The following is a 21,721-nucleotide window of genomic DNA, read 5'->3' on the forward strand; positions in this document are numbered from 1 at the left end:
AGGGGCACGTTCGAGGTCAGCGGTCCCTTCTCCTCTGCCCCGCCCACTCAATGGTTCGAGCCTTTGATCTGATGATGAGAGACCTGTTCCCGTGCCGTCCGCCACCGTGACCGGGTCTGCTCGACCACGCTGTCCCACTGTCGGTGGACCTCGTGGTCGGAAGGGCGGTGGCCCTGACGGATCCGGCTGAGCTCGTCTCGTACTTCTCGTCCCAGTGCCGCCGACGCGACCAGAACGAGCATGGCTGCGAAGAGGGCGGAGATCATCGCGAAGACGGCACCGACCACCCCGTAGCGTGCGGCGGAGGAGTTGAAGAGGCGCGGCATGTAGATGGTTGCGCCCACGGAATAGGCCACCGTCAGAACGGCGGCGGTGACGCCGAAGGGGAGCAGGTCCGGCCGGCTGATCCGCTTCGCCGACAGGATCCAGCCGCTCCAGACAAGGAATGCGGCGGTCACCGGTACCTGACACACCGAGGCGACAAGACCCATCGGACCCCCGCCAAGGAGCGCGGAGAGCATCGCGGTGACCAGTACATAGCCACCGAGAGTGAGGATCCACCACAAGCCGTTGCGCGTGTTGCGCACACTGAGAGGCTTGAGTTCCCATGCCTGTTCGAAGAGCCGCTGCACGGCTCGCGCGAAACTGAGCACCGAGATCGTCAGAAACACCACCCCGAAGATGCCCACGCTCGCACTGGTGCCTTCGGCAGGAGAGAACAGGGAGCTGACCGCCATGGCGCCTGCTCCGGTGAGGTTGTAGCGCTTGATGATCCGCTCGGCGGCGTCGTAGTGCACGAAGTTGCCGAGGACGGCGCCAAGGAGGATGGAGAGCGGGACCAACGCCGTCAAGGCGCTGGACGCCAGAGCCATCGAGCGGTCGAAACCCACGATCTTCTGAAACCGGTTGATGACCCGCAACGCGAAGGCAGGACGCAGCCAGAAGGTCAGCGTTCTGACGAGGCGCTCTCGATTCATCCCCGCCGTGCTGCCCTCCGTGAAGACCGGGTCCTGTGTGGCGACGTGAGCCTAACGGACGGTCGCCAAACCGATGAGGGGCGACACGAGCAGCGACGTGCCGGACTCGAACGCGCTGTCAGTTCTGGTCGACGAGTAGGTGGATGGGGCCTCGTAGGACGGGGCTGGGGCGGTACGGGGGTGGGTCGGTTACCAGCGTGGGGTCGGCGAGGCGGCGTACCAGTTCGGTCAGGGCGATCTGGGTTTCCAGTCGGGCCATCGGGCCGCCGAAGCACAGGTGGATGCCGCTGCCGAAGCCCAGGTGCTGGTTGTCCTGGCGATCGGGGTCGAAGCGGTCGGGATCGTGGAAGCGGTCCGGGTCGCGGCTGCCCGAGGCGAGCATGAGCATGACCTTCGAGCCCTTGGGGATGACGGTGTCGCCGACGGAGATGTCGCTGTACGCCGCCCGCCACGGAATGATGTGCACGGGGGGCTCGTAGCGCAGCAGTTCCTCGACCAGCCGTACGACCAGGTCCGGTTCGGCGCGCAGGCGTTGCAGCACCTCAGGGTGGCGCAGCAGCGTCAGCATGCCGTTGGTGATGAGGTTGACGGTGGTCTCGTGGCCGGCGATGAGCAGCAGGTTGGCGGTGCTGACGATTTCGGCGTCGGTCATCCGCCCGTCGGGCCCGTCGTCGTTGGCCAGCCGTGTCAGCAGGTCGTCGCCGGGGCGGCCGTGGCGTTGTTCCAGCAGTCCGCCGAGGTACTCGCGCAGGTCTTTGGTGGCCTGTACGCCGTTGTCCAGTTTCTCCTGCGGGTCGGTCTTGGGGTTGAAGTCGATCGAGTCGATGATGGCGTTCACCCACACGTGGAAACGCGGTTCGTCCTCGCGCGGCACACCGAGCAGGTGGCAGATCACGGTGACGGGGAACGGGTAGGCGAAGTCGTCGACGATGTCGATCCGCTCCTTGCCCGCGAAGTCGTCGATCAGACCCGAGACGATGGCGGTCAGGTCTGGTTCCATACCGGTCACGAGTCCCGGGGTGTGCGGGGGGCCGAAGTGACGCATCGCCAGGCGCCGCAGACGGTCGTGCTCGGGCGGGTCGAGGTTGATGAACGACGGCGTGGCGCGTTCCTGCATCGCGGGCATCGGATGCGTCAGATTGCGGACGTCGGAGCTCAGGTGCGGGTTGTGCAGGATGCCGCTGAGTTCGCGGTAGGTGCTGATGACGTAGCTGCCGTCCTCCTGCAGGGCCACCGGAGTCCTGCGCAGTTCGGCGTAGAGCGGGTACGGGTCGGCCCGGGTGGAGTAGTCGAGGATCCGGGGCAGGATGCCGGGCGTCTCGGTCGTGGTCATGTCGCTTTCCCTCCTGTTCCCTCCTAGCGGTGCTGCCGCATGGCGGTGACGCGCCGCTCGCCCGGGTCATGGCCGGTGACGACCACCGTGGCGCCCTGAGCGAGCAGAGTGGGGCCGGGGAAGTCGACGGGTACCGGTTTCGCGTCGACGGGCTGGTCGGGCGTGGGGCAGGGGGGCGGGAAGGGCGCGGCCGTCTCGATCAGCTTCCGGTAGTGGTCCAGCCACTTCGCGTTGTTGAAGCTGACCGCCGCGGTGACACGGCCCTGGTACCCGTATGCGGCGACGAAACGGTGGTCGGCCACGGATCCCTGGGTGATGACGACCTCGTCGGCGTAGGTCGGCACACCGACGGACTTGATGTTGACGCCGAACTGGATCGACCAGAACGCCGGGATGGACAGGTGCGGCCAGCGGTCCGCCTGGGTGCTGACCATGTTGTGCGCCGCGATCTCGGCCTGCTCCACGGCGTTGGCCCAGTGTTCGAGCGAGATGAACCGGTACTCGTAGATCGGGTTCGGGCTGCGTGCCACGTCTCCGGCGACGAAGATGTCGTCGGTGACCAGGCCGTTGAGGTCGAAGGCGCGGCAGCCCGCGTCGCAGGCGACTCCCCATACGCCCACCGCCAGTCCCGAGTCGCGCAGCCACTCGGTGTTGCGGATGCCCCCGAGCGCCACCACCACCACGTCGGCGTCGACCGCACTGCCGTCGGAGAAGTGGGCGCGGCGAACCCGCCCCTGCGCGTCGCCCTCCAGCTGGGTGACCTTGACTCCGCAGCGCAGGTCGACGCCGTGGGCGCGCTGCATGTCCGCCGCGATTTCGCCGATCATGGCGCCGAGTCCTCCGACCAGCGGGGACGGCGCCAGTTCGGCAACGGTCACCGGGATGTCGCGCTCACGGCAGACGGAGGCGATCTCGGAGCCGGTGAAGCCCGCGCCGATGATCAGTACGCGGGAGGGCCCGGCGGCGACCGCCCGCTGCAGGCCGGCGGCGTCCTCGCGCGTGCGGACCACGAACACACCGTCCAGGGCCGCCTCGGCCTCGACGGGCCAGGGCCGGGCCCGTACGCCGGTGGAGATCAGCATGCGGTCGAAGGGGATCGTGCGGCCGTCGGCGAGCCGCACGTGGTTGGCCGCCAGGTCCAGTCCGTCGGCGGGGACGCCCAGGAGCCACTCCGCGTCGATGTCACGACGCCGTGGCAGGGTGGTGCCGTCGGCCGGCACCCATCCGGTCAGTACCTGCTTGGACAGCGGGGGGCGGTCATAGGGCTCCCCCAACTCGTCACCGATCATGGTCAGCTTCCCGGTGAACCCCTCGTCGCGCAGGGCCTCCGCGGCGCGCAGTCCCGCCAGAGACGCCCCGACGATCACGACGCGGCCGTCACGCTTGAACCCCTGCAGGGTGTCGGCAGTGCTCATGACGGCGACGTCCCCACCGGCGCGTCCCGGCCCTCCAGCTGGTCGACCAGAATGGCCTGGAGCGGGCAGGCCGCCGCGGCGCGCAACACCTGTTGGCGCTGTGCGTCGTCAGGGTTCGAGGCGTACATCAGCGCTTCCTCGCCGTGCATCCGGAACGCGTCCGGGGCCAGGAACGCACACTGCGCATACCCCTGACACCGGGAAAGATCAACGACAACTCTCATCCCGACCTCCATTGCAGGGACCGCGAAGCCGCGGGTCCTGAGGCAGCACTCCTACGGCGCCCGAAGCGCGAGTCACGCCTTCCTCGAAGAAGGGAGTCGGCAGGTTTCCGCAGGAAGAATCGATCATCGCGAATGAGGCCTCGGCGTCTGCAAAACCGCCCGGAGAACCTGACCTTGCCGTCAAAAGCGTATCCCCCGCGCACGTGGTCCGCACGGTGAGGATTCAGGACGGGGCGTTCTTGGCGTCGAGCGCGGCCAGGGCCGGCGCGAAGGCGGCCACGAACTCAGTTCCTGTGCGTCTGCGTCGGGGTGGCGCTGCCCGGCGACGGTCACCACACGATCGCGACCTTCGACCGCATCCGCACCGCGCTGCGCACCGTTGCCCCGGACACCGCGACAGCCCATGAACCGACCGAACCGCTTCCTCCGACACCCCGACCGAAGCGCCGCTGGTGGCAGCGCCGCGGCTGATGTACGGAGGATGCGACGGCACGACCGCCCGTCCGCGGAAGCTCGCCTCGCCGAGGCCCGTACAGCCACGTCGACGACCGGGAGTTCCTGGCCGCCCGGCCGGATCACCCCGCTTCCGCGTGATCAAGTGACAACCCGTCGGTGGCTGATGCCTCACTTCCGGTAGCCGAGGATCGTCATCATGCCGGACTCCGAGTGGTACTGGTTGTGGCAGTGGAGCATCCACAGGCCCGGGTTGTCGGCGTAGAAGTCGACGACGAGTTTGTGGTGCGGCACCACGTGGGCGGTGTCCTTGCGGGCGCCGACCACGCCGAAGCCGGTGAGGGCGAAGGTGTGGCCGTGCAGGTGCATGGGGTGCCACATGTCGGTGGCGTTGATGAGGGTCAGGCGGATCCGTTCGCCGTAGCTGACCGGGTGGCGTTGCTCGACGGAGTACGGCCGGTGGTCGAAGGCCCAGTCGAACTTCTTCATCCCGCCGGTCAGTCTGATGCGCAGCTCGCGGTCCGGTTCGTCGTCGCTGAGGGCCACGGAGTCGTCCGGCACAAGGCGTCTGGCCGGGACGAGCTTGCCGTCGAGTTCGTCCGGGTGCACGGAGGGGCGGGGATTGTCCCCACTGCCGGTGCGCAGGACGGCCAGGGCCCTGGCGTTCTTGCCCTCGGCGAGCGCGACCAGTGGGAACACCCCGTCCTTGGCGGTGATCAGCACGTCGTAGCGTTCGGCCATGCCGAGCAGCAGCGCGTCCGTCTGCGTGTGCTCGACGGGGTAGCCGTCCGTGTGCGTGATCGTCATCTCGTGGCCGCCCAGCGCCACCCGGAAGGCCGTTTCGGCGCCGGCGTTGATGATCCGCAGCCGGATGCGGTCCCCCTTGCGGGCCCGGAAGACCGAAGGAGCCTTTGGGAGACGGCCGTTGACCAGGTAGAACGGGTAGTCGACGCTGCCTCCCTCGCTGTGCAGGATGCGGCTGTGGGAGTTCCGCAGGACGCGGGAGGGACCGTGGGGCTTCTCGTGGGCGGCCTTGTCATGGGCCTTGCCCCCGGGTTCGTCGTCCTCACCCATGCCCATGCCCGTCGCCATGCCCTTGCCGTCGAGCAGTTGTGCGAGCACACCGTCGGGGGTGGAGCCGGCCACGCCGTCCACCCAGTCGTCCAGGATGACGACCCACTCCTTGTCGTAGGACAACGGCTCCCTGGGGTCCTCGACGATCAGCGGGGCGTACAGGCCGCGGTCGAGCTGCAGCCCCGAGTGCGAGTGCAGCCAGTACGTGCCCGGGTGGTCCACGGCGAAGCGGTAGTTGAAGTCGGCGCCGGGCCTGATGGGGTGCTGGGTGAGGCCGGGCACTCCGTCCATGTCGCAGCGCATGCGGACACCGTGCGAGTGCAGCGTCGTGGACACGGGCAGATGGTTGGCCAGGTTGAGATCGAGGATGTCGCCCGACTTGATCCGCACCTCCCTGCCGGGCAGCGAGTCGCCGTACGCCCATGACCTGACGGTCCGTCCACCCAGGTCGAGGGTCGTCTCGGCGGCCGTGAGCCTGAACGAGCGAACGGGGCCGGACCCGCGTTTCCTCTCGACTGCGAGGACCTCGGGATCGGACGGGTTCACGTACCCCTTGGGTCCCCTGGGGACGAAGGGTCTGCCGCCGTGGCCGCTCCCCTGGTGCTCGCCGGGGCCGGGGTGCGAGCCAGGTCCGGAGGGAGAGTCGGACCCGGAGCAGCCGGCCAGGAGTCCCGAGCCGGCGGCCGCGATCGAGGCACCGAGCACGGTGCGCCGCGTAGGTGAGTGCATGAATGAATAACACACGTTTTACGCTGATATGTCCTCGAACCCGGCACGGTGTGTCCCCCATCGGAGCAGACCCCGTCACCCCGAAACGGAGGCTAAGGTTAGGCTTGCCTTATCCATTGATCGGAGTACTCGTGCGTACCTTGGGGTCGAAGGCCGTCCTGGCCGTTGCCGTCGTCGGCGGCCTGCTGGCCGGATGTTCGTCCGGGAGCGGTGACGGGGACAACGGCTCCTCGCGGGGCAAGAACACCTCCAGCGGCGACCGCAATCTCGTGAGCGGGGCCTCCGAGGGCCCCTCCGTCGCCCCCGGCGCTGTCGCCGCCGGGATGGGCGCGGGGAGCGCCGAGGACGGCGAATTCCCTCGGACCGTCGGGCACTTCGAGGGCAAGACGGAGATCAAGAGCGCGCCCAAGAAGATCGCCGCGCTCAGCACCGGACAGCTGGACGACCTGCTGACCCTGGGCATCGTGCCGACCGTGACGACCCGCGCGGACAACGCCGGGCTGGCGCCGGACTATCTGAACGGCGCCTTCCCCACGTACAAGAAGCAGTTGTCGGCCATGGCCGACGCGGGGACCCGTACCGCGCCCAACCTGGAGACGCTCGCCGCCGCCAAGCCCGATCTGATCCTGATCAACGACTCGCTCGGCGACCTCTACCCGAAGCTGTCGAAGATCGCGCCCACCGTCGTGACGGCCGGCAACGGCATCAACTGGAAGCGGGATCTGCTCCTCGTCGGTGACGCGGTCGGCAAGGGCGACAAGGCGCAGGCACTGCTCGACGGCATCGTGAGCGACGCCGCCACGCGGGGGAAGCAGCTCGGCGATCCCGCCGTGTCCATGCTGCGGTTCACGCCGGACCGGACGCGGATGTTCGGAGTGTCGTCGTTCACCGGCTCCATCGCCGTCGACATGGGGCTCGCCCGGCCCAAGTCGCAGCAGTTCAACGCCATTTCGCAGGACATCGGGGCGGAGAGCGTCGATGTCGCGGACGGGGACTGGATCTTCTACTCGGTGCAGGGCGACGCCTCCAAGACCGACGCGGGCAGCGTGCTCGCCGGCCCCCTGTGGAAGTCGATGAAGGCGGTCAAGGCCAAGCACGCCGTGAAGGTCGACGACGACCCCTGGTACCTCAACGCCGGCCCCACCGCCGCCCGCCTCGTCGTACGACAGCTCGCGGACACCCTCGGCAAGTGACCGGTCCTACCTCTGCCGCACGCCGCACATCCGCCCCGGCGGGCGTGCGGCGTGCGACCTGGCTGGGCGTGGCCCTCCTCCTCGCCGTCACCGCCGCCGCCCTCAGCCTCGCCGTCGGCACCCGCCCCGTCCCGCTGTCCGCCGTCCTCGACGCGCTGGTGCACGGCGGGAATTCACCGGACGCGCTGGTCGTACGGTCCCTGCGGATGCCGCGGACCGCGATCGGAGTGACCGCCGGTGCCGCCCTCGGACTCTCGGGGGCGGCGCTCCAGGCGGTCACCCGCAATCCGCTCGCCGACCCCGGCATCCTCGGCCTCAGTCAGGGCGCGGCGGCCGGTGTCGTGTTCGCCATCGCGCTCGGCCGGGCGAACGGCTTCGACGGGTACGTCTGGTACGCCTTCACCGGCGCGGTCCTCGCCGCCTGCGTCGTGTACGCCATCGCCTCGCGCGGACGCGGCGGAGCCTCCCCGGTGAAGCTGGCGCTCGCCGGAACCGCGCTGTCGGCGATGACGGCGGGGGCCACGACCGTCGTACTGACGTCGAGTTCGGCCACGCTGGACCAGTTCCGGTTCTGGCAGGTGGGCGCGCTCAGCGGGCGCGACGCGGAAACGGTGGGGCACATGCTGCCCTTCCTCGCCACCGGGGCACTCCTCGTGCTGGCCTGCGCCCGCGGCCTGGACGCGCTCGCGCTCGGCGACGACACCGCACGGGCGCTCGGCCACCGCGTCACGCTCGTACGGGGCTGTGCGGCGCTCGGCGCGACCGTGCTCACCGCGGCCGCGGTCGCCGCCGCGGGCCCCATCGCCTTCATCGGCCTCGCCGTCCCCCACCTCGCCCGCCGACTGGTCAGTGGCGGCCACCGCTGGACCCTCCCCCTCTCCGCACTCCTCGGCGCCGCCCTGCTGCTCGCCGCGGACGTGGCGGGCCGGGTAGTACGCGCCCCGGCGGAAGTGCCGGCCGGAGTGATGACCGCGCTGGTGGGCGTACCGGTCCTGGTCGTACTCGTACGGCGGAAGGGCATGGCCTCGTGACCACGGCCCCCACGACGCCCACCGAGCCCACCGCGAGCCGCACCACGTACCCGCACTCGGCCGGGCTCTCCGTACTCCGCCACCGGCGCCTCTCCCTCCTCCTGCACCGGCGCGCCGCGGCCGTCGTCGCCGTCCTCCTGCTGCTCCTCGCGGGCGCGATGCTGCTCGCGGCATGCGTCGGGCAGACGTACGTCCCGCCGGGCGAGGTCTGGCGGGTGCTGCGCGGCCACGGCGGCCTGTACGACCTGGTCGTCGGCGAACTGCGGATCCCGCGGATCGTGCTCGGCGCGCTGGTCGGGGCGGCGCTCGGGCTCTCCGGGGCACTCGTACAGACCGTGACGCGCAACCCGCTGGCCAGCCCGGACGTCATCGGGGTCGGGCACGGTGCCGCCGCCGCGACCGTACTGGCGCTGGCCACCGGAACCGTCACCTCTCCCGGCGCGCTGCCGGCCGTCGCCGTCACCGGCGGTCTCGCGGCCGCCGCCCTGGTCTACGTACTGGCCTGGCGGCACGGAATGCAGCCGAGCCGGTTCGTCCTGACGGGCGTGGGCATCGGCGTCGCCCTCTCCGCCGTCGTCCAGCTCTACCTCACCGACAGCGAACTGGCCGCCGCCGAGCAGGTCAAGCTGTGGCTGACGGGCAGTCTGAACGGGCGCGGCCGGGAGCAGGCGGGCCCCCTCGCCTGGGTCCTCCTCCTCTCGTTGCCCGCCCTGGTGTGGGCGAGCCGCGCGCTGCGCCCGCTCGGGCTGGACGCCGACACGGCCGCCGCGCTCGGCGTCCGCGTCCAGCGCACCCAGCTCGGCCTGACCGTCCTCGGGGTGGTGCTCGCCGCGGTCGCGACCGGCGCGGCCGGCCCGGTCGGCTTCGTCGCCCTCACCGGCCCGCAACTGGCCCGCCGCCTCGCCCGCACCCCGCAACTCCCCCTCGCCGCTTCCGCCCTGACGGGCGCGCTGATCGTGGTCGGCGCCGACCTGGTGGCCCGCACGCTGGTGCCGCCGCTGGAGATCCCGGTCGGGGCGCTCACGTCCTTGGTGGGCGGTCCCTATCTGCTCTGGCTGCTGGGCAGGTCGGGCCGCCGCTGACGGGATTGCTGTACGTACGGTGGAAACGCCGAGGGCGCCGATCGGTCGTACGACCGATCGGCGCCCTCCGAACTCCGTCCGTGACTAGATGGTGGCGGTGTCGATCACGAAGCGGTAGCGGACGTCGCTCGCCAGCACCCGCTCGTAGGCGTCGTTGATCTCGGACGCGCTGATCAGCTCGATCTCGGCACCGAAGCCGTGCTCGGCGCAGAAGTCCAGCATCTCCTGGGTCTCCTGGATGCCGCCGATACCGGAACCGGCGAGGGTCTTGCGGCCGCCGATCACGGAGAAGAGGTTGAGCTTGACGGGCTCCTCCGGGGCGCCCACGTTCACGAAGGCGCCGTCCGTCTTCAGCAGGGACAGGTAGGCGTCCAGGTCCAACGGGGCGGACACGGTCGACAGGATCAGGTCGAAGGTGCCGCGCAGCTCCTCGAAGGTCTTCGGGTCGCTGGTGGCGTAGTAGTGGTCGGCGCCCAGCTTCAGCCCGTCGTCCTTCTTGCGCAGGGACTGCGACAGGACGGTCACCTCGGCACCGAGCGCGTCCGCGATCTTGACGCCCATGTGTCCGAGGCCGCCCATGCCGAGGATCGCGACCTTCTTGCCGGGGCCGGCGTTCCAGTGCTTGAGCGGGGAGTACGTGGTGATGCCGGCGCAGAGCAGCGGCGCCGCCACGTCGAGGGAGATGCCGTCGGGGATGCGGACGGTGTAGTTCTCGTCGACGACGATCTTCTCGGAGTAGCCGCCGTAGGTCGGCTCGCCGTTCTTGTCGAGGGCGTTGTACGTGCCCACGCCGCCGCCGGTGCAGTACTGCTCCAGGCCGGCCTTGCAGTTATCGCACTCGCGGCAGGAGTCGACGAGACAGCCGACGCCCACACGGTCGCCGACCTTGAACTTGGTGACGCCGGAGCCGACCTCGGAGACGATGCCGGCGATCTCGTGACCCGGCACCATCGGGAAGATCGCCTCTCCCCAGCCCTCCCGGGCCTGGTGGATGTCCGAGTGGCAGATACCGGCGAACTTGATGTCGATCAGGACGTCGAACTCACCGACCGGGCGGCGCTCGATGGTGGTGCGCTCCAGCGGAGCCTTGGCGGCGGGGGCGGCGTACGCAGCAACAGTGGTCATGCCGGGGGTTCTCCTAGGGAGTGGTAAGTCCTGTGCCCGGCTGCCTTCGGTCGGGCACGCTGCTCAGCCTGCCCCACGGGAGAGCCTTCACCCAGGTCACGGCTTTGCGTACGTTCGCTGGTCCTACTACTGGCGGGGTCAGGTTCACCGGCGTACGACCGTGAATACTGGACGTATGGACGAACAGCCCTCCCCACCCCTGGACCGGCGTGCCGAGCTCAGCGAGTTTCTGCGCACCCGCCGGGCCCGGCTGAAGCCGGAGGACGTGGGGCTGCCCGACTTCGGCCGGCACCGCCGGGTGCCCGGGCTGCGGCGCGAGGAGCTGGCGCAGCTGGCCGGGGTGTCCGTGGCGTACTACACGCGTCTGGAGCAGGGCAACGGACGGAACGTGTCGGCGGAGGTACTCGACGCGATCGCCCGCGCCCTGCGGCTGACGGACGCCGAGCACGCGCATCTCACGCACCTCGCGAAGCCCAAGGCGCACAAGAAGAAGCAGCCGGCGCGGCCGCAGCAGGTACGGGGGGCGCTGCGGCAGCTGCTGGACTCGTTGGACGGCGTCCCCGCGTACATCAGCGGGCGGCGCTCGGACATCCTGGCCTGGAACCGGATGGCGGCGGCCGTGTTCGGTGACTGGTCGGAGCTGGCGCCGCAGGACCGGAACTGGGCGCGGCTGGTGTTCCTGAAGCCCGAGTACCGCGATCTGTACGTGGACTGGGAGCAGAAGGCGATCGACATCGTCTGTCTGCTGCGCATGGACGCGGGCTGTCACCCGGACGACCCGCGACTCTCGGCCCTGGTCGGTGAGCTCTCGGTGAAGAGCGAGGACTTCCGGCGCCTGTGGGCCACGCACGACGTGAAGGAGAAGAGCCACGGGGTGAAGCGGCTGCGGCATCCGCTGGTGGGTGATCTCTCCCTCCAGTACGAGTCGTTCCGGCTGCCCGACGACAGCGAACAGTCGCTGGTCACCTACCACGCGGAACCGGGGTCCGCCTCGGCGGAGGCGCTGCGGTTGCTGGCCAGCTGGGGCACGGACGCGACCCGCGCGGGCGCGACGACGCCCCAGTAGCTTTCGCGCAGTTCCCCGCGCCCCTGAAAGCCCCGGTCAGGGCTGGTACGGCGGGGCCGCTCCCCACGTCCACCTCGGTACCGGTTGGTCTCCCGGAGGGGTCGCGTCGGGGGCGGAGAAGTGGACGGCCAGGCGTGTGCCCCACTCGGCGTAGGCGAGGAAGGCGGAGCGGAACTCGGCGTCCGTAGGCAGGCCCGCGTCGTCCGCCGCGTCCTGGAGCAGGTTGACCCAGCGGCGCCGCTGCGCCTCGGTGATGTTCTTGCCGAGGTGTTTGGCGACCATGTGGCCATGGCCGCCCTCGGTCTCGGAGTAGGCGGGCGGACCGCCGAAGACCTCGCCGAGCCAGAGGGCGACATGGGTCGCGTGTTCGGGGGCCAGACCCTGGAACACCGGTGCGAGGACGTCGTCCTTGAGGACCTTGTCGTAGAACGCCTCGGTGAGGCGGGCGAAGGCCTCGGCGCCCCCGGCCCAGGCGTAGAGGGTGGGGACCGACGCGCCCACGCCCCGTACCGTCGTCGGCGTGTAGTGGCGCATCTCCTCGATGTAGGGGATGTAGGGCTGGATCTCGGCGTAGAAGCCGGGGAACAGCTCCGACTTCCGGAAGCCCTGGACGTGGTCCTCGGTCGAGGTCCAGGTGATGCGCAGGACGAAGTGCTCGAAGTCCTCCTCGCAGCGCGCCAGCTCGTAGTCCACACAACTCGGGGACGCGGCGAGCTGGGCCGCGGCCCGGGTGTAGGCGGCCAGGAACTCCGCGGACTTCTCCTCGGGAATGAGGTAGCGGATGTACTCCACGGTCTGGGTGGTCATGGGCCCACGGAAACACGGACGGCCCGTCGGAAGCTGCTCTTCCGCCGGGCCGTTCGCTATCGGCACACTTCACATGGCCGCGCTACGGGATCACTTTCCGTAGTACGCGTTGTAGATCGAGACCGTCGACTTGTTGCCCTGCTTGTCGGTGATCTTCGCGTGGAAGGAGATGCCCTTCCCCTTCGCCGGGTTCTTGACGGTGATCTTGCCGTTCTTGACCTTGAGCATCTTCCAGGTCTGGCCGTAGTCGTACGAGACGTATACGTACAGCGACTTGAGGTTCTTGCCCGCGGCCGAGCCCTGCACGGAGACCGGGATCGTGACCGTCTTGCCGGCCGCGACACGGCTGTCGAGGCCGGTGGTGGCGTTGAAGCGGACCGTGGAGGTGGGCAGCTTCGCGAAGTCGGCCTTCTTGGACTTGAAGGTCCAGCTCGCGTCGATCCGTGTGGAGGCCGCGGCGACCTTCACCGTGCGCTTGACCGAGGTCGTGAGCTTGTAGGTGGCCTCGGCGGCCGGGACCTTGAACTCCTTCATCCCGACGAGCGGGTCGTCGTTCGAGCCGACCTTCGCGCCGTTGCGGTACAGCGTCGTCGTCACCGAGGTGTACAGCGAGGAGCCGGGGTGACCGCCCCCGTCGGCGAACAGCGGCAGGTAGCCAGCGATGCTGTTGCCTTCCCGGAAGACGCCGTAGTCCGCGTTGATCTTCGGACCGAAGACGGCCGTGTTGTACGTCCTCGTGTAGCTCTTGCCCGCCTTGAGGATCTGCGGATAGTCGTCCGTGTAGTAGGCCTCGATGATCGGGGTCCCGGTGGCGTCGACGCCGGCGTCCTGCTCGAAGTCGAACGCCCACTGGACCTTCTCACCGGTCGACACGTACAGCGTGCGCGAGGACGGCAGCTTCTGGCTGACCCCGACGCTCATGCTGTCGTCGTCGGGCAGGAAGCCGTACGCGGTGACCGCGCCCGTCTTACCGGAGGCCGCGGCCCCGAGGTTCGCCTTCACCTTGGCCAGCTCGCTCGCCTTGTAGTGCTTGACGTGCGCGCCCTGGAGCTTGGTGGTCTTGGTACCGGTGAAGGTGTCGTACTCGGCGCCCGCGCCCTTGCTCCACTGCCCGGACCAGCTCTGGAAGAGGCCGGAGGAGACCGCCGGGCCCACGTGCGCCACGCGCACGTCCTGGAAGGAGCCCAGGCCGATGCCGGTACCGAGCCCGGTGGCGTCGTCGAAGTAGTTGACGAGTGCCGACAGCGGCTTCGCCCCCGCGTCCGGCACCGTGATGTCGGCGCCCTTGGCGGTTCGGGCGTCGAGGGTCACCGTGGTGTTCTTGGTGACGCTCAGCCGGGGCTGGATCAGCCAGTCGACCCCGCCCTTCGCCTCGACCAGGTCCTTCACGAAGAGGGAGTTGAGCACGTACTTGCCCTTGGGAACACGCAGGGTCGCGGTGTCGGACGTGCTCTGCGACGTGTAGTCCCGCGCCTCACCGAGGCCGGAGTAGCCCTCCAGGTCGGTGAGGTGCGTGGGCGTCTCACCGGCACGGTTGACGTACTTGAAGGTGACGTCGTACGACTCCGTCTCGCGCTCGACCGCGACGGCCGTGCGCACGGCCTGGCCGCCGCCGCTCGCCGTCACGTACGCCGAGTACGCGCCGTCGAGGGTGCCGCCGAGCTTCGTGTTCGTGGTGACGTCGACAGCGGCCTTGCCGCCCGCCGGGACGGTGACCGTCTTGGCGCCGAGCGCGAAGAAGCCCGCCGGAGCCGCCTGGCCCTTGGGGTTGGTCGCGGAGATCGCCAGGGTCAGGGTGACGTCCTTCGTACCGAGGTTGCGGTACGTCAGCTGCTTGGTCGTCGCCGTGTCGTCGGTGTGCGGCCACTGCGCGACGCCGAAGCTCACCGACGACGGGTCGGCGATCACGGTCTGCTTGATCGCCTTGTCGACGGCGATCCGGCCCGAACCCTGCTGGAACGGCGTGTACTTGCCGCCCTTCGCGGAGCCCGTCAGCGCACTCTTGAGCTCGGTGTACGTCCAGTCCGGGTGTTCCTGCTTGAGGATGGCCGCGGCGCCCGCGACATGCGGGGTCGCCATCGACGTACCGGAAATGGTCAGGTAGCCCGCGGGCTTCTCACCGACCTCCTGGTCGATGAGACTGCCCGGGGCCGCCGCCGCCGTGATGTCCACGCCGGGCGCGGTGACGTCCGGCTTGATGGCGCCGTCGCCGACGCGCGGGCCGGTGCTGGAGAAGTCCGCCAGCTTGTCGTTGTCGTCGACGGCGCCGACGGTGAGCGCGGCGTCCGCGCTGCCGGGCGAGCCGATCGACTCGGGGCCCTCGTTGCCCGCCGCGATCGCGAAGAGGATGCCCTTCTCGGCCGAGAGCTTGTTGACCTCGGCCTCCAACGGGTCGATGTCGGGGGTGTCCTGGCCGCCCAGGCTCAGGTTCACGATGTCGGCGCCCTGCTCGGCCGCCCACTCCATGCCCGCGAGGATGCCCGAGTCGTCGCCGCTGCCGGTGTCGTCGAGGACCTTGCCGTTGAGGATCTTCGCACCGGGCGCGACACCCTTGTACTTGCCGCCCGACTTGGCGCCGGTGCCCGCCGCGATGGACGCGACGTGGGTGCCGTGGCCGAAGTGGTCGGTGGCGTCGGCGGCGGTGGAGAAGTTCTTGGACTCGATCACCTGGGTCTTGAGGTCCGGGTGGCTCGCGTCGACGCCGGTGTCCAGGACGGCGATCTTGACGCCCTTGCCGTCGTATCCGGCGGCCCATGCCGTGGGGGCGCCGATCTGCGGCACGGACTTGTCGAGGCTCGCCTTGCGGACGCCGTCCAGCCAGACGTGCGCGATGCCGGAGGCCGTCTTCCCGTCGTCGGTGACCGCGGACCACAGCTCGGCCGCGTCCCGCTGCGGCGTCTGCACCGCGTCCGCGTTCAGCGCCTTCAGGCTCCTGCGGAGCGTGCCGGCCTCGCGGACGTCGGCCTTGGCGGCCGCCGCGGCTCCCCGGTAGCCGACGATCACCTTCAGGCCCCGCTGCTGGGACTTGCGGACCGCCGCCTTGTTGAGCTCGGTGACATCGAAGAGCCGCCGGTCGAGCTTGCCGCCGGCTATGAGCGCCTGGGCGTCGGCCGGCACCACCAGGGTGTGGCCGTCGGCCTTGCGGATCTGTACGGGCACGTGCTCGCGGCCCTTGGCCCGCTCGAAGCCGACGACGCGCCCCTTGGCATCGACGACCACCCGGTCACCGGTGATCAGGGTGATGCGGTGCTTGGCCGTGATCCCGGCCGCTTTCCCGGCCGCGGACACGCCCGCCGCGCGCTGCTCCGCCCGCGCCGACGCCGGGCTGGTCATACCCGCCGCCAGCGCCACGGACGCCGCCATGGCGATGCTCGCAGCACACGCTCTTTTCACTTGTCTGCGCAAGTCTCCCCCTGGAGATCAGGTCCGGACGAATCCCCGTTCATCCGGTCGGGGGAAGCCTCGTACGCATGCACGTACACCCCCCGGAATACGCAAGTATGCCCGGGGGGTGATCGCCCCCTCAATAGCGGGGCGAGGGTGAAGAGTTGACGGAGTTGTTCCGCTAAGCTCCCGCACGCTCCTTTTGCACTTCTTTAGGCACCCGCGTTTTCCTTGACGGAAATCTTCCCCTTGCGAATCGTCGCGAGGCGCGGGGCCTTCTTCGCGATCGCGGAATCGTGCGTGACCATGATGAAAGTGAGCCCGTGCTCCTTCCACATGGCCTCGAGCACCTCCATGATCTCGTCGCGCATGGACTCGTCGAGGTTGCCGGTGGGCTCGTCGGCGAGCAGCACCTTCGGCTGCTTGACCAGGGCGCGGGCGATGGCGACACGCTGCTGCTGGCCACCGGAGAGCTCGGCGGGCAGATGACCGAGCCGCTCGGCGAGCCCCACCGACTCCAGTGCGTCGGCGGCCCGTTGCCGCCGTTCCTTCACCTTCACACCGAGGGGCACGAGGGCGGTCTCCACGTTTTCCTGGGCGGTGAGCGTGGGAATCAGGTTGAAGCTCTGAAAGACGAATCCGATGTTCTCGCTGCGCACTTTGGTGAGCTTCGCCTCGGACAGTTTGGCCATGTCCGTACCGTCGAGTTCGACGCTGCCCGCGGTGGGCCGGTCGAGACCGCCGAGCATCTGAAGAAGGGTGGATTTTCCGCCACCGGTGGGTCCCTGGATGACGAGCCGGTCGCCGTCCGCGATGGTCAGGTCGACCCCGGCGAGCGCGTCGATCGTCTCCTTGCCCCGGGTATAGCGCTTGGTGACGCCTCTGAGTTCGTACATGGTGCAACTCCTGGATGAGGTGAAGGGGGTGCCCGGTACAGCGGGCGACGGCGGGCACCCCCTCGAAAGGGGCTGGGGCCTATTCGACGCGGCGCAGGGCGTCCGCGGGACGGAGCCGGGAGGCACGCCAGCCGCCGAAGGCGCCGGCGATCAGACCGCCGGTGACGGCGAGGGCCACCGCGCCGACGATGGTGCCGAGGCTGACGGGCGCGGTGAGCGCGACGTCGAGGGCCTTGGCCGCGGCCTGCCGGCCGGGACCGCCGAAGCCGCCACCGGGGCCGCCCTGGCCTCCGCCGCCGCCCGAACCGCCCACCTGCGCCTGCAGGGTGGGGCTGATCTCGGTGACGACGTAGGCGCCCGCGAGGCCGATCGCGATACCGAGGGCGCCGCCGACCAGGCCGTTGACCATGGCCTCGCCGACGACCTGCCGGGTCACCCGGCCCGACTTCCAGCCGAGCGCCTTGAGGGTGCCGAACTCGCGCACGCGCCTCGACACGGCGGAGGAGGTGAGCAGACCGGCGACCAGGAACGCGGCGACGAGCACCGCGATGGACAGCCACTTGCCGACGTTGGAGGCGAGGCTGGAAGCCGTGGAGAGGGAGCCGGAGACGGTGGACGCGAGATCGGCGGAGGTGGTGACCGTCGTCCCCGAGATGTTCTTCTGGATGGTGCTCTTCACGCTGGAGATCTGCTGCGAGTCCGACGCCTTGACGTAGATCGTGGTGACCTTGTCCTTGGAGCCGCTGAGCGTCTGCGCCTGCTTGAGCGGGATGTAGAGGTTGGCCGCCGCGTCACCGCTGTCGGGCGTGGCGATGCCGATGACCTTGTACTTGACGCTCTTGATGGTGACGGTGGAGCCGACCTTGAGCTTCTTCTCCTTGGCGTACGAGACGTCGGCGACGACCACCTTGGTATCGGTCTCGGACGTCTTGAACGTACGACCGCTGGTGATCTTCGAGGAGGTCAGCGGGCCGAGGGCGGGCTTGGTGACGTCGGTGCCGTACACCGAGTAGTTGTTGACGTCGAAGTTGGCGCCGCCGCCCTCGACACGGCCCTGCGGGGACTGCTGGGCGTTCGGGCGCCCGCCGCCCTGGGCGGCGCCACCGCTCTGGTTCTGCTGGCGGAACTGACCCCGCGTGAACTGGCCGTTGATCCTGATGACCTGGAGACTCAGCCCGCCGACGGAGTCCGCGACGCCCTTCTGGGAGTCGACCTTGGTGACCGTGGAGGCGGCCAGGGTCTGGAAGCCCTGCACCATGACGCGGTCGCTGCTCTGCTCCTTGGTGGAGCCGTTGTCGTTCGCGTCGAAGTTGAAGCGCGGACGCTGGCTGGTGCTCGTCGCCGGCGCCGCCGCCTTGGTGACGGTCATGTCCGTACCCAGTCCGTACAGCGACTGGAGGACCTTGCCCTGCGCCTTCTCCATGCCGGACGACACGGAGCTGACCACGATGACCAGGGCGATGCCCAGGGCGAGTCCGGAGGCGACGACGAGCGCCGCCTTCCTGCGGCGGCGCAGTTCGCGCCTCAGGTAGGTGAAGAACATGGCGGAAAGCTAGGTACGGCGCGTGATGGCGGGATAAGCCCCGCATAAGAGAAGGATGAGAAGGCTGTGGCAGCCCGGGAATTCACCTGTGGGCGGTCCCTGAAGGCTGTGAGAACGCCGATGGCGGCGGCGGCCCGTGAGGGGCCACCGCCGCCATCGGCGAACAGGGGAGGGTGGAGCGGGATATCAGGCTGCCGAGCCGGCCTTCCAGGCGGACCAGCTCAGGTTCCAGCCGTTGAGGCCGTTGTCCGGGGCGATGGTCTTGTCGCCGGTGTTCTTGACGACCACGACGTCACCGATCAGCGAGTGGTCGTAGAACCAGGCCGCGGGCGTGTTCGGGTCGTTCGCACCCTTGGTGTCGGACAGACCCACACAGCCGTGGCTGGTGTTCACCGCGCCGAAGATGGACTTCGCGCCCCAGTAGTTGCCGTGGATGAAGGTGCCGGAGTTCGACAGACGCATGGCGTGCGGCACGTCCTTGATGTCGTACTCGCCCTTGCCGTCGGTCTTCGTGAAGCCGACCGTCGAGCCGTTCATCCGGGTCTCCTTGAACTTCTCGGAGATCACCATCTGGCCCTGGTACGTCTTGTGCTCCGGGGATCCCGAGGAGATCGGGATCGTCTTGATCGTCTTGCCGTCCTGCGTGACCTTCATGGTCTTGGTCTGCGCGTCGACGATCGAGACCTGGTTGCGGCCGATCTTGAAGGTGACCGTCTTCTGCTGCACGCCGTAGACACCGCTCGCGCCCTGGACGCCGTCCAGGTTGAGCTTGAGGGTGACGGTGGAGCCGCCGGTCCAGTAGTTCTCGGGACGGAAGTCGAGGCGGTTGGCGCTGAACCAGTGGCCGACGACCTCCTGGCCGCTGCTGGAGGAGACGGTGATCCCCTTCTGCACGGCGGCCTTGTTCGTGATCGCCTTGTTGAAGTTGATCGAGACCGGCATGCCGACGCCGACGGTGGAACCGTCCTCCGGCGTGAAGTTGCCTATGAAGCTGTTCGCCGGGGAGACCGTGGTGAACGAGGCGTTCTCGTGAGCGACGAGGCCCGCGGAGTCGGTGGCCTCGGCGGCCACCTTGTACGTAGTGGCGCGCTCGAGCTGGGAGGTGGGCTTCCAGCTCTTCTTGTCGGCGGATATCTGACCGGAAACCGCCGTGCCCGTCTCGGTCGTCATGGTGACGGACGAGAGCGTGCCCTTGCTCACGGTGACCGCCGCGGCGTTGTTGATGGAGGCGTTGTCGGAACCGTCCGCGGGCGTGATCTTGATCTGGGCCTGGGAGCTCTTCTTGGCCGCCGCCGCGTCGGCCTGGGCCTGCGAGGTCTCGCCGTCCGAGGCACTGGCCTTGCTGCCGCCCCCGCTGCTGCACGCAGAGAGCACCAGCACTCCGCCGAGCAGTGCGGACGCGGCCATCAGACCCTTGCGCCGCTTACTGTCCGTCATCACACGCTTCTCCATCGTTGCCGAATCACCTGAAACCACATAAGCCCCGTTCGAACCATCCACGCTAGGACCGGTTCGTCCCGTTCCACATACTTCTGAGGTGTGGGTAACACCACGTCGATCGACGGCGTCAACCGAATCGACCCGGGCCGCCGGACCCCGATCGAGTGGTTACCGACAGCCGGACCGAATTTCTGGTACGGAGGTGGTCGGTGCGTCGTCGGAGACGAAAAACCCCGGGCAGCGGTTGCCACCCGGGGTCACATTTTCCCCAAGAGGCGTCAGCCGACTCCGACTTCCTCGTCGTCATCCTCGCCGCCATCATCCTCGTCGAGGTCCCATTCCGGCGAATCGGGGTCGTAGTCGATCGGCTCGCTGCTCCAGGAAGCCTGGGCGAGGTCGACCCCGGGTACTTCGCTGACCAGGTCGAACGGGTCGACGAGATAGGCGAGGGCCTCGGCAGTGTCTTCCGTCACTGCGTTCTCGGCGTGGGTCCGCTCGTCGGCCGGCATACCGGAGTCGTCCGCGATGCGGCGCAACGCGGCCTTGGTGACGGCGTCCGCGTCGTCGACTTCCAACACCAGCTCCACACGAAGCCGGACAAATCGTGATGTCTCAGGAGTACTCATGAGACGGAGCGTACGGCCCGTGGCTCCCGCGACTTTCCCACGACCCGCGCCTTTCATTAGCATCGGCCCACACGGCCAATTCGCCAGCGCCACAAGGGGATCGATATTACGTGTCCGCCGCTCGTCGCTCGTTGCTGACCGCCACCGCAGCGGGAACCCTTCTGGGGGCCCTGTGGTTCGTCCCGTCCGCCAACGCGACCCCGGAAAAGCCTGCTCAGCACAGCAATATGTCGACGAACACCACGTCGAGAACCGCGGTGCAGGCGTCCACGGAGTCGAGCGACACCCAGTCGGGCGTCGCCGATGCGAGCGACGCCGGAGCGAACGACACAGGCTCCGACACCACCGGGTCGCACGACAGCGGAACCCGGCTCGCCGATACCGGAAGCGTCAACACGACGCCGTACGTCATCGGCGGAACCCTTTTCCTGGGCCTCGGCGCCGGCTTTGTGACCTACTCGGTGCGCCGGGAGCGCACGGCGGCCTTCTGAGCGCGACGCTCCGGCCCGGAACCCACGGGATACCCATGCGAGACCTGACCGAGCTGACTGATGTCGAGGAGCCCGCGTGGCCGCTCCTCTCCGAGGCGATCTCCAACAGCAGGGTGTCCATGGATGTGCTGCCGGTGGACCCGGCGCAGGCCCGTGGATCCCTGCTGCAACTGCAACTCACCGCGCGCTCCTGGCTCGGCTCCTTCGTGCTCAACTGCGGCGGGGTGCTGCTGGACAGCGGCTGGCTGCGCATCTACGGCAGCCCCGACGACGACGCGCCTGCGGGGACGCCGAGCTTCGCCGAGGTCAACGACCTCCCCGAGCGGTTCGACCCGGCGTGGCGGCCGGAGGGCGGGCTCGTCATCGCCCATGACGTCCTCGGCGGCGTCTTCGTGGTCAACGGACCCGACCCCGCGCAGGCCAACCGCCCCGGCGGTCCCGGCGAGGTGCTGTACTTCGCACCGGACTCGCTGCGCTGGGACGCGCTCGGCGTGGGCCACGCGGACTGGCTCAGCTGGCTCCTGGACGAAGGCGGCATAGAGCAGTTCTACGACACCCTGCGCTGGCCCGGCTGGCGCGCCGAGACGGGGCCCATGCCGGGGTCCCACGGGATCACCTTCGACCCGGTGCTGTGGACGGCCGCCAACCGCCGCGACCTTCCCGCGGCCCGCCGCCGCGCCGTCCACATGTCGGAGCTCATGGATCTGCACCGAGGCACGGGCCTGGAACTCGACAAGATCGACCCGGGCTTCCTGGGCAACTTCGACGACTACTGAGAACCTCCGGCGCCCTAGGGAGCGCGCCCCCAGGGGCGCGCCCCTGGGGGCGCGGG

The 21,721-nt window shown here is 69.1% G+C and carries 18 protein-coding genes; 6 read left to right on the forward strand and 12 right to left on the reverse strand.

Annotation, left to right across the window (positions count from 1 at the left end; genetic code table 11):
• Positions 1-47: 47 nt before the first annotated feature.
• From SMIR_RS13075 to SMIR_RS13095, 5 genes are all read right to left on the reverse strand, one after another.
• The gene (locus SMIR_RS13075) at positions 48-977 is read right to left on the reverse strand and encodes a YhjD/YihY/BrkB family envelope integrity protein (RefSeq protein ID WP_248003093.1); all 930 of its coding nucleotides are present in this window, start codon (positions 975-977) and stop codon (positions 48-50) included.
• Between the two features lie 118 nt (positions 978-1,095).
• Positions 1,096-2,310 carry a cytochrome P450 gene (locus SMIR_RS13080; RefSeq protein ID WP_168494999.1) on the reverse strand — a complete coding sequence of 405 codons (1,215 nt, stop codon included), beginning with the start codon at positions 2,308-2,310 and terminating at the stop codon, positions 1,096-1,098.
• 23 nt (positions 2,311-2,333) lie between these two features.
• Positions 2,334-3,725, reverse strand: coding sequence for an NAD(P)/FAD-dependent oxidoreductase (locus SMIR_RS13085; protein ID WP_168494997.1), 1,392 nt, complete (start codon positions 3,723-3,725; stop codon positions 2,334-2,336).
• Positions 3,722-3,949 (reverse strand): ferredoxin, encoded by a 228-nt coding sequence (locus SMIR_RS13090; protein WP_097224946.1) that lies wholly within the window; start codon positions 3,947-3,949, stop codon positions 3,722-3,724. Before SMIR_RS13090 ends, SMIR_RS13085 begins: the two co-directional genes overlap by 4 nt.
• A 624-nt stretch (positions 3,950-4,573) precedes the next feature.
• Complete coding sequence (locus SMIR_RS13095) at positions 4,574-6,205, reverse strand: multicopper oxidase family protein (RefSeq protein WP_168494996.1); 1,632 nt, start codon at positions 6,203-6,205, stop codon at positions 4,574-4,576.
• Between the two features lie 131 nt (positions 6,206-6,336).
• On the opposite strand from SMIR_RS13095, the gene SMIR_RS13100 reads away from it, so the two are divergent.
• From SMIR_RS13100 to SMIR_RS13110, 3 genes are read left to right on the forward strand one after another with little or no spacing between them, the layout of a single operon-like run.
• Entirely contained in the window at positions 6,337-7,398 is a 1,062-nt protein-coding gene (locus SMIR_RS13100; protein ID WP_248003092.1) for an iron-siderophore ABC transporter substrate-binding protein, read from the forward strand.
• A gap of 44 nt (positions 7,399-7,442) precedes the next feature.
• Entirely contained in the window at positions 7,443-8,429 is a 987-nt protein-coding gene (locus SMIR_RS13105; protein ID WP_168501264.1) for a FecCD family ABC transporter permease, read from the forward strand.
• Positions 8,426-9,511 carry a FecCD family ABC transporter permease gene (locus SMIR_RS13110; protein ID WP_212727036.1) on the forward strand — a complete coding sequence of 362 codons (1,086 nt, stop codon included), beginning with the start codon at positions 8,426-8,428 and terminating at the stop codon, positions 9,509-9,511. Before SMIR_RS13105 ends, SMIR_RS13110 begins: the two co-directional genes overlap by 4 nt.
• A gap of 84 nt (positions 9,512-9,595) precedes the next feature.
• Here SMIR_RS13110 and SMIR_RS13115 read toward each other — a convergent pair whose 3' ends face one another.
• A complete protein-coding gene (locus SMIR_RS13115; RefSeq protein WP_054234752.1) occupies positions 9,596-10,636 on the reverse strand; it encodes an NAD(P)-dependent alcohol dehydrogenase in 1,041 nt (346 codons plus the stop codon).
• 175 nt (positions 10,637-10,811) lie between these two features.
• Between SMIR_RS13115 and SMIR_RS13120 the strand changes: the two genes are divergently transcribed.
• Positions 10,812-11,702, forward strand: a complete 891-nt coding sequence (locus SMIR_RS13120; RefSeq protein ID WP_168494990.1) for a helix-turn-helix domain-containing protein — start codon at positions 10,812-10,814, stop codon at positions 11,700-11,702.
• A 36-nt stretch (positions 11,703-11,738) separates the two neighbouring features.
• On the opposite strand, the gene SMIR_RS13125 is transcribed toward SMIR_RS13120, so the two are convergent.
• From SMIR_RS13125 to SMIR_RS13150, 6 genes are all read right to left on the reverse strand, one after another.
• Positions 11,739-12,509 carry a group II truncated hemoglobin gene (locus SMIR_RS13125; RefSeq protein WP_168494988.1) on the reverse strand — a complete coding sequence of 257 codons (771 nt, stop codon included), beginning with the start codon at positions 12,507-12,509 and terminating at the stop codon, positions 11,739-11,741.
• A gap of 90 nt (positions 12,510-12,599) precedes the next feature.
• A complete protein-coding gene (locus SMIR_RS13130; protein ID WP_248003091.1) occupies positions 12,600-15,872 on the reverse strand; it encodes a S8 family peptidase in 3,273 nt (1,090 codons plus the stop codon).
• Positions 15,873-16,105: 233 nt separating this feature from the next.
• Entirely contained in the window at positions 16,106-16,789 is a 684-nt protein-coding gene (locus SMIR_RS13135; protein ID WP_168494986.1) for an ABC transporter ATP-binding protein, read from the reverse strand.
• 79 nt (positions 16,790-16,868) lie between these two features.
• Positions 16,869-18,332 (reverse strand): ABC transporter permease, encoded by a 1,464-nt coding sequence (locus SMIR_RS13140; protein WP_168494984.1) that lies wholly within the window; start codon positions 18,330-18,332, stop codon positions 16,869-16,871.
• A gap of 186 nt (positions 18,333-18,518) precedes the next feature.
• On the reverse strand, positions 18,519-19,769 hold the full coding sequence (locus tag SMIR_RS13145; protein WP_168494982.1) for a L,D-transpeptidase: 1,251 nt from the start codon (positions 19,767-19,769) through the stop codon (positions 18,519-18,521).
• Between the two features lie 281 nt (positions 19,770-20,050).
• Positions 20,051-20,398 carry a hypothetical protein gene (locus SMIR_RS13150; protein WP_101400325.1) on the reverse strand — a complete coding sequence of 116 codons (348 nt, stop codon included), beginning with the start codon at positions 20,396-20,398 and terminating at the stop codon, positions 20,051-20,053.
• Positions 20,399-20,508: 110 nt separating this feature from the next.
• On the opposite strand from SMIR_RS13150, the gene SMIR_RS13155 reads away from it, so the two are divergent.
• Together SMIR_RS13155 and SMIR_RS13160 are read left to right on the forward strand one after the other, a co-directional pair.
• Entirely contained in the window at positions 20,509-20,889 is a 381-nt protein-coding gene (locus tag SMIR_RS13155; RefSeq protein WP_248003090.1) for an LPXTG cell wall anchor domain-containing protein, read from the forward strand.
• A 35-nt stretch (positions 20,890-20,924) separates the two neighbouring features.
• Positions 20,925-21,665, forward strand: a complete 741-nt coding sequence (locus SMIR_RS13160; protein WP_168501261.1) for a DUF2625 family protein — start codon at positions 20,925-20,927, stop codon at positions 21,663-21,665.
• Positions 21,666-21,721: the final 56 nt, after the last annotated feature.

The sequence above is a fragment of the Streptomyces mirabilis genome (assembly GCF_018310535.1).
Classification (GTDB): domain Bacteria; phylum Actinomycetota; class Actinomycetes; order Streptomycetales; family Streptomycetaceae; genus Streptomyces.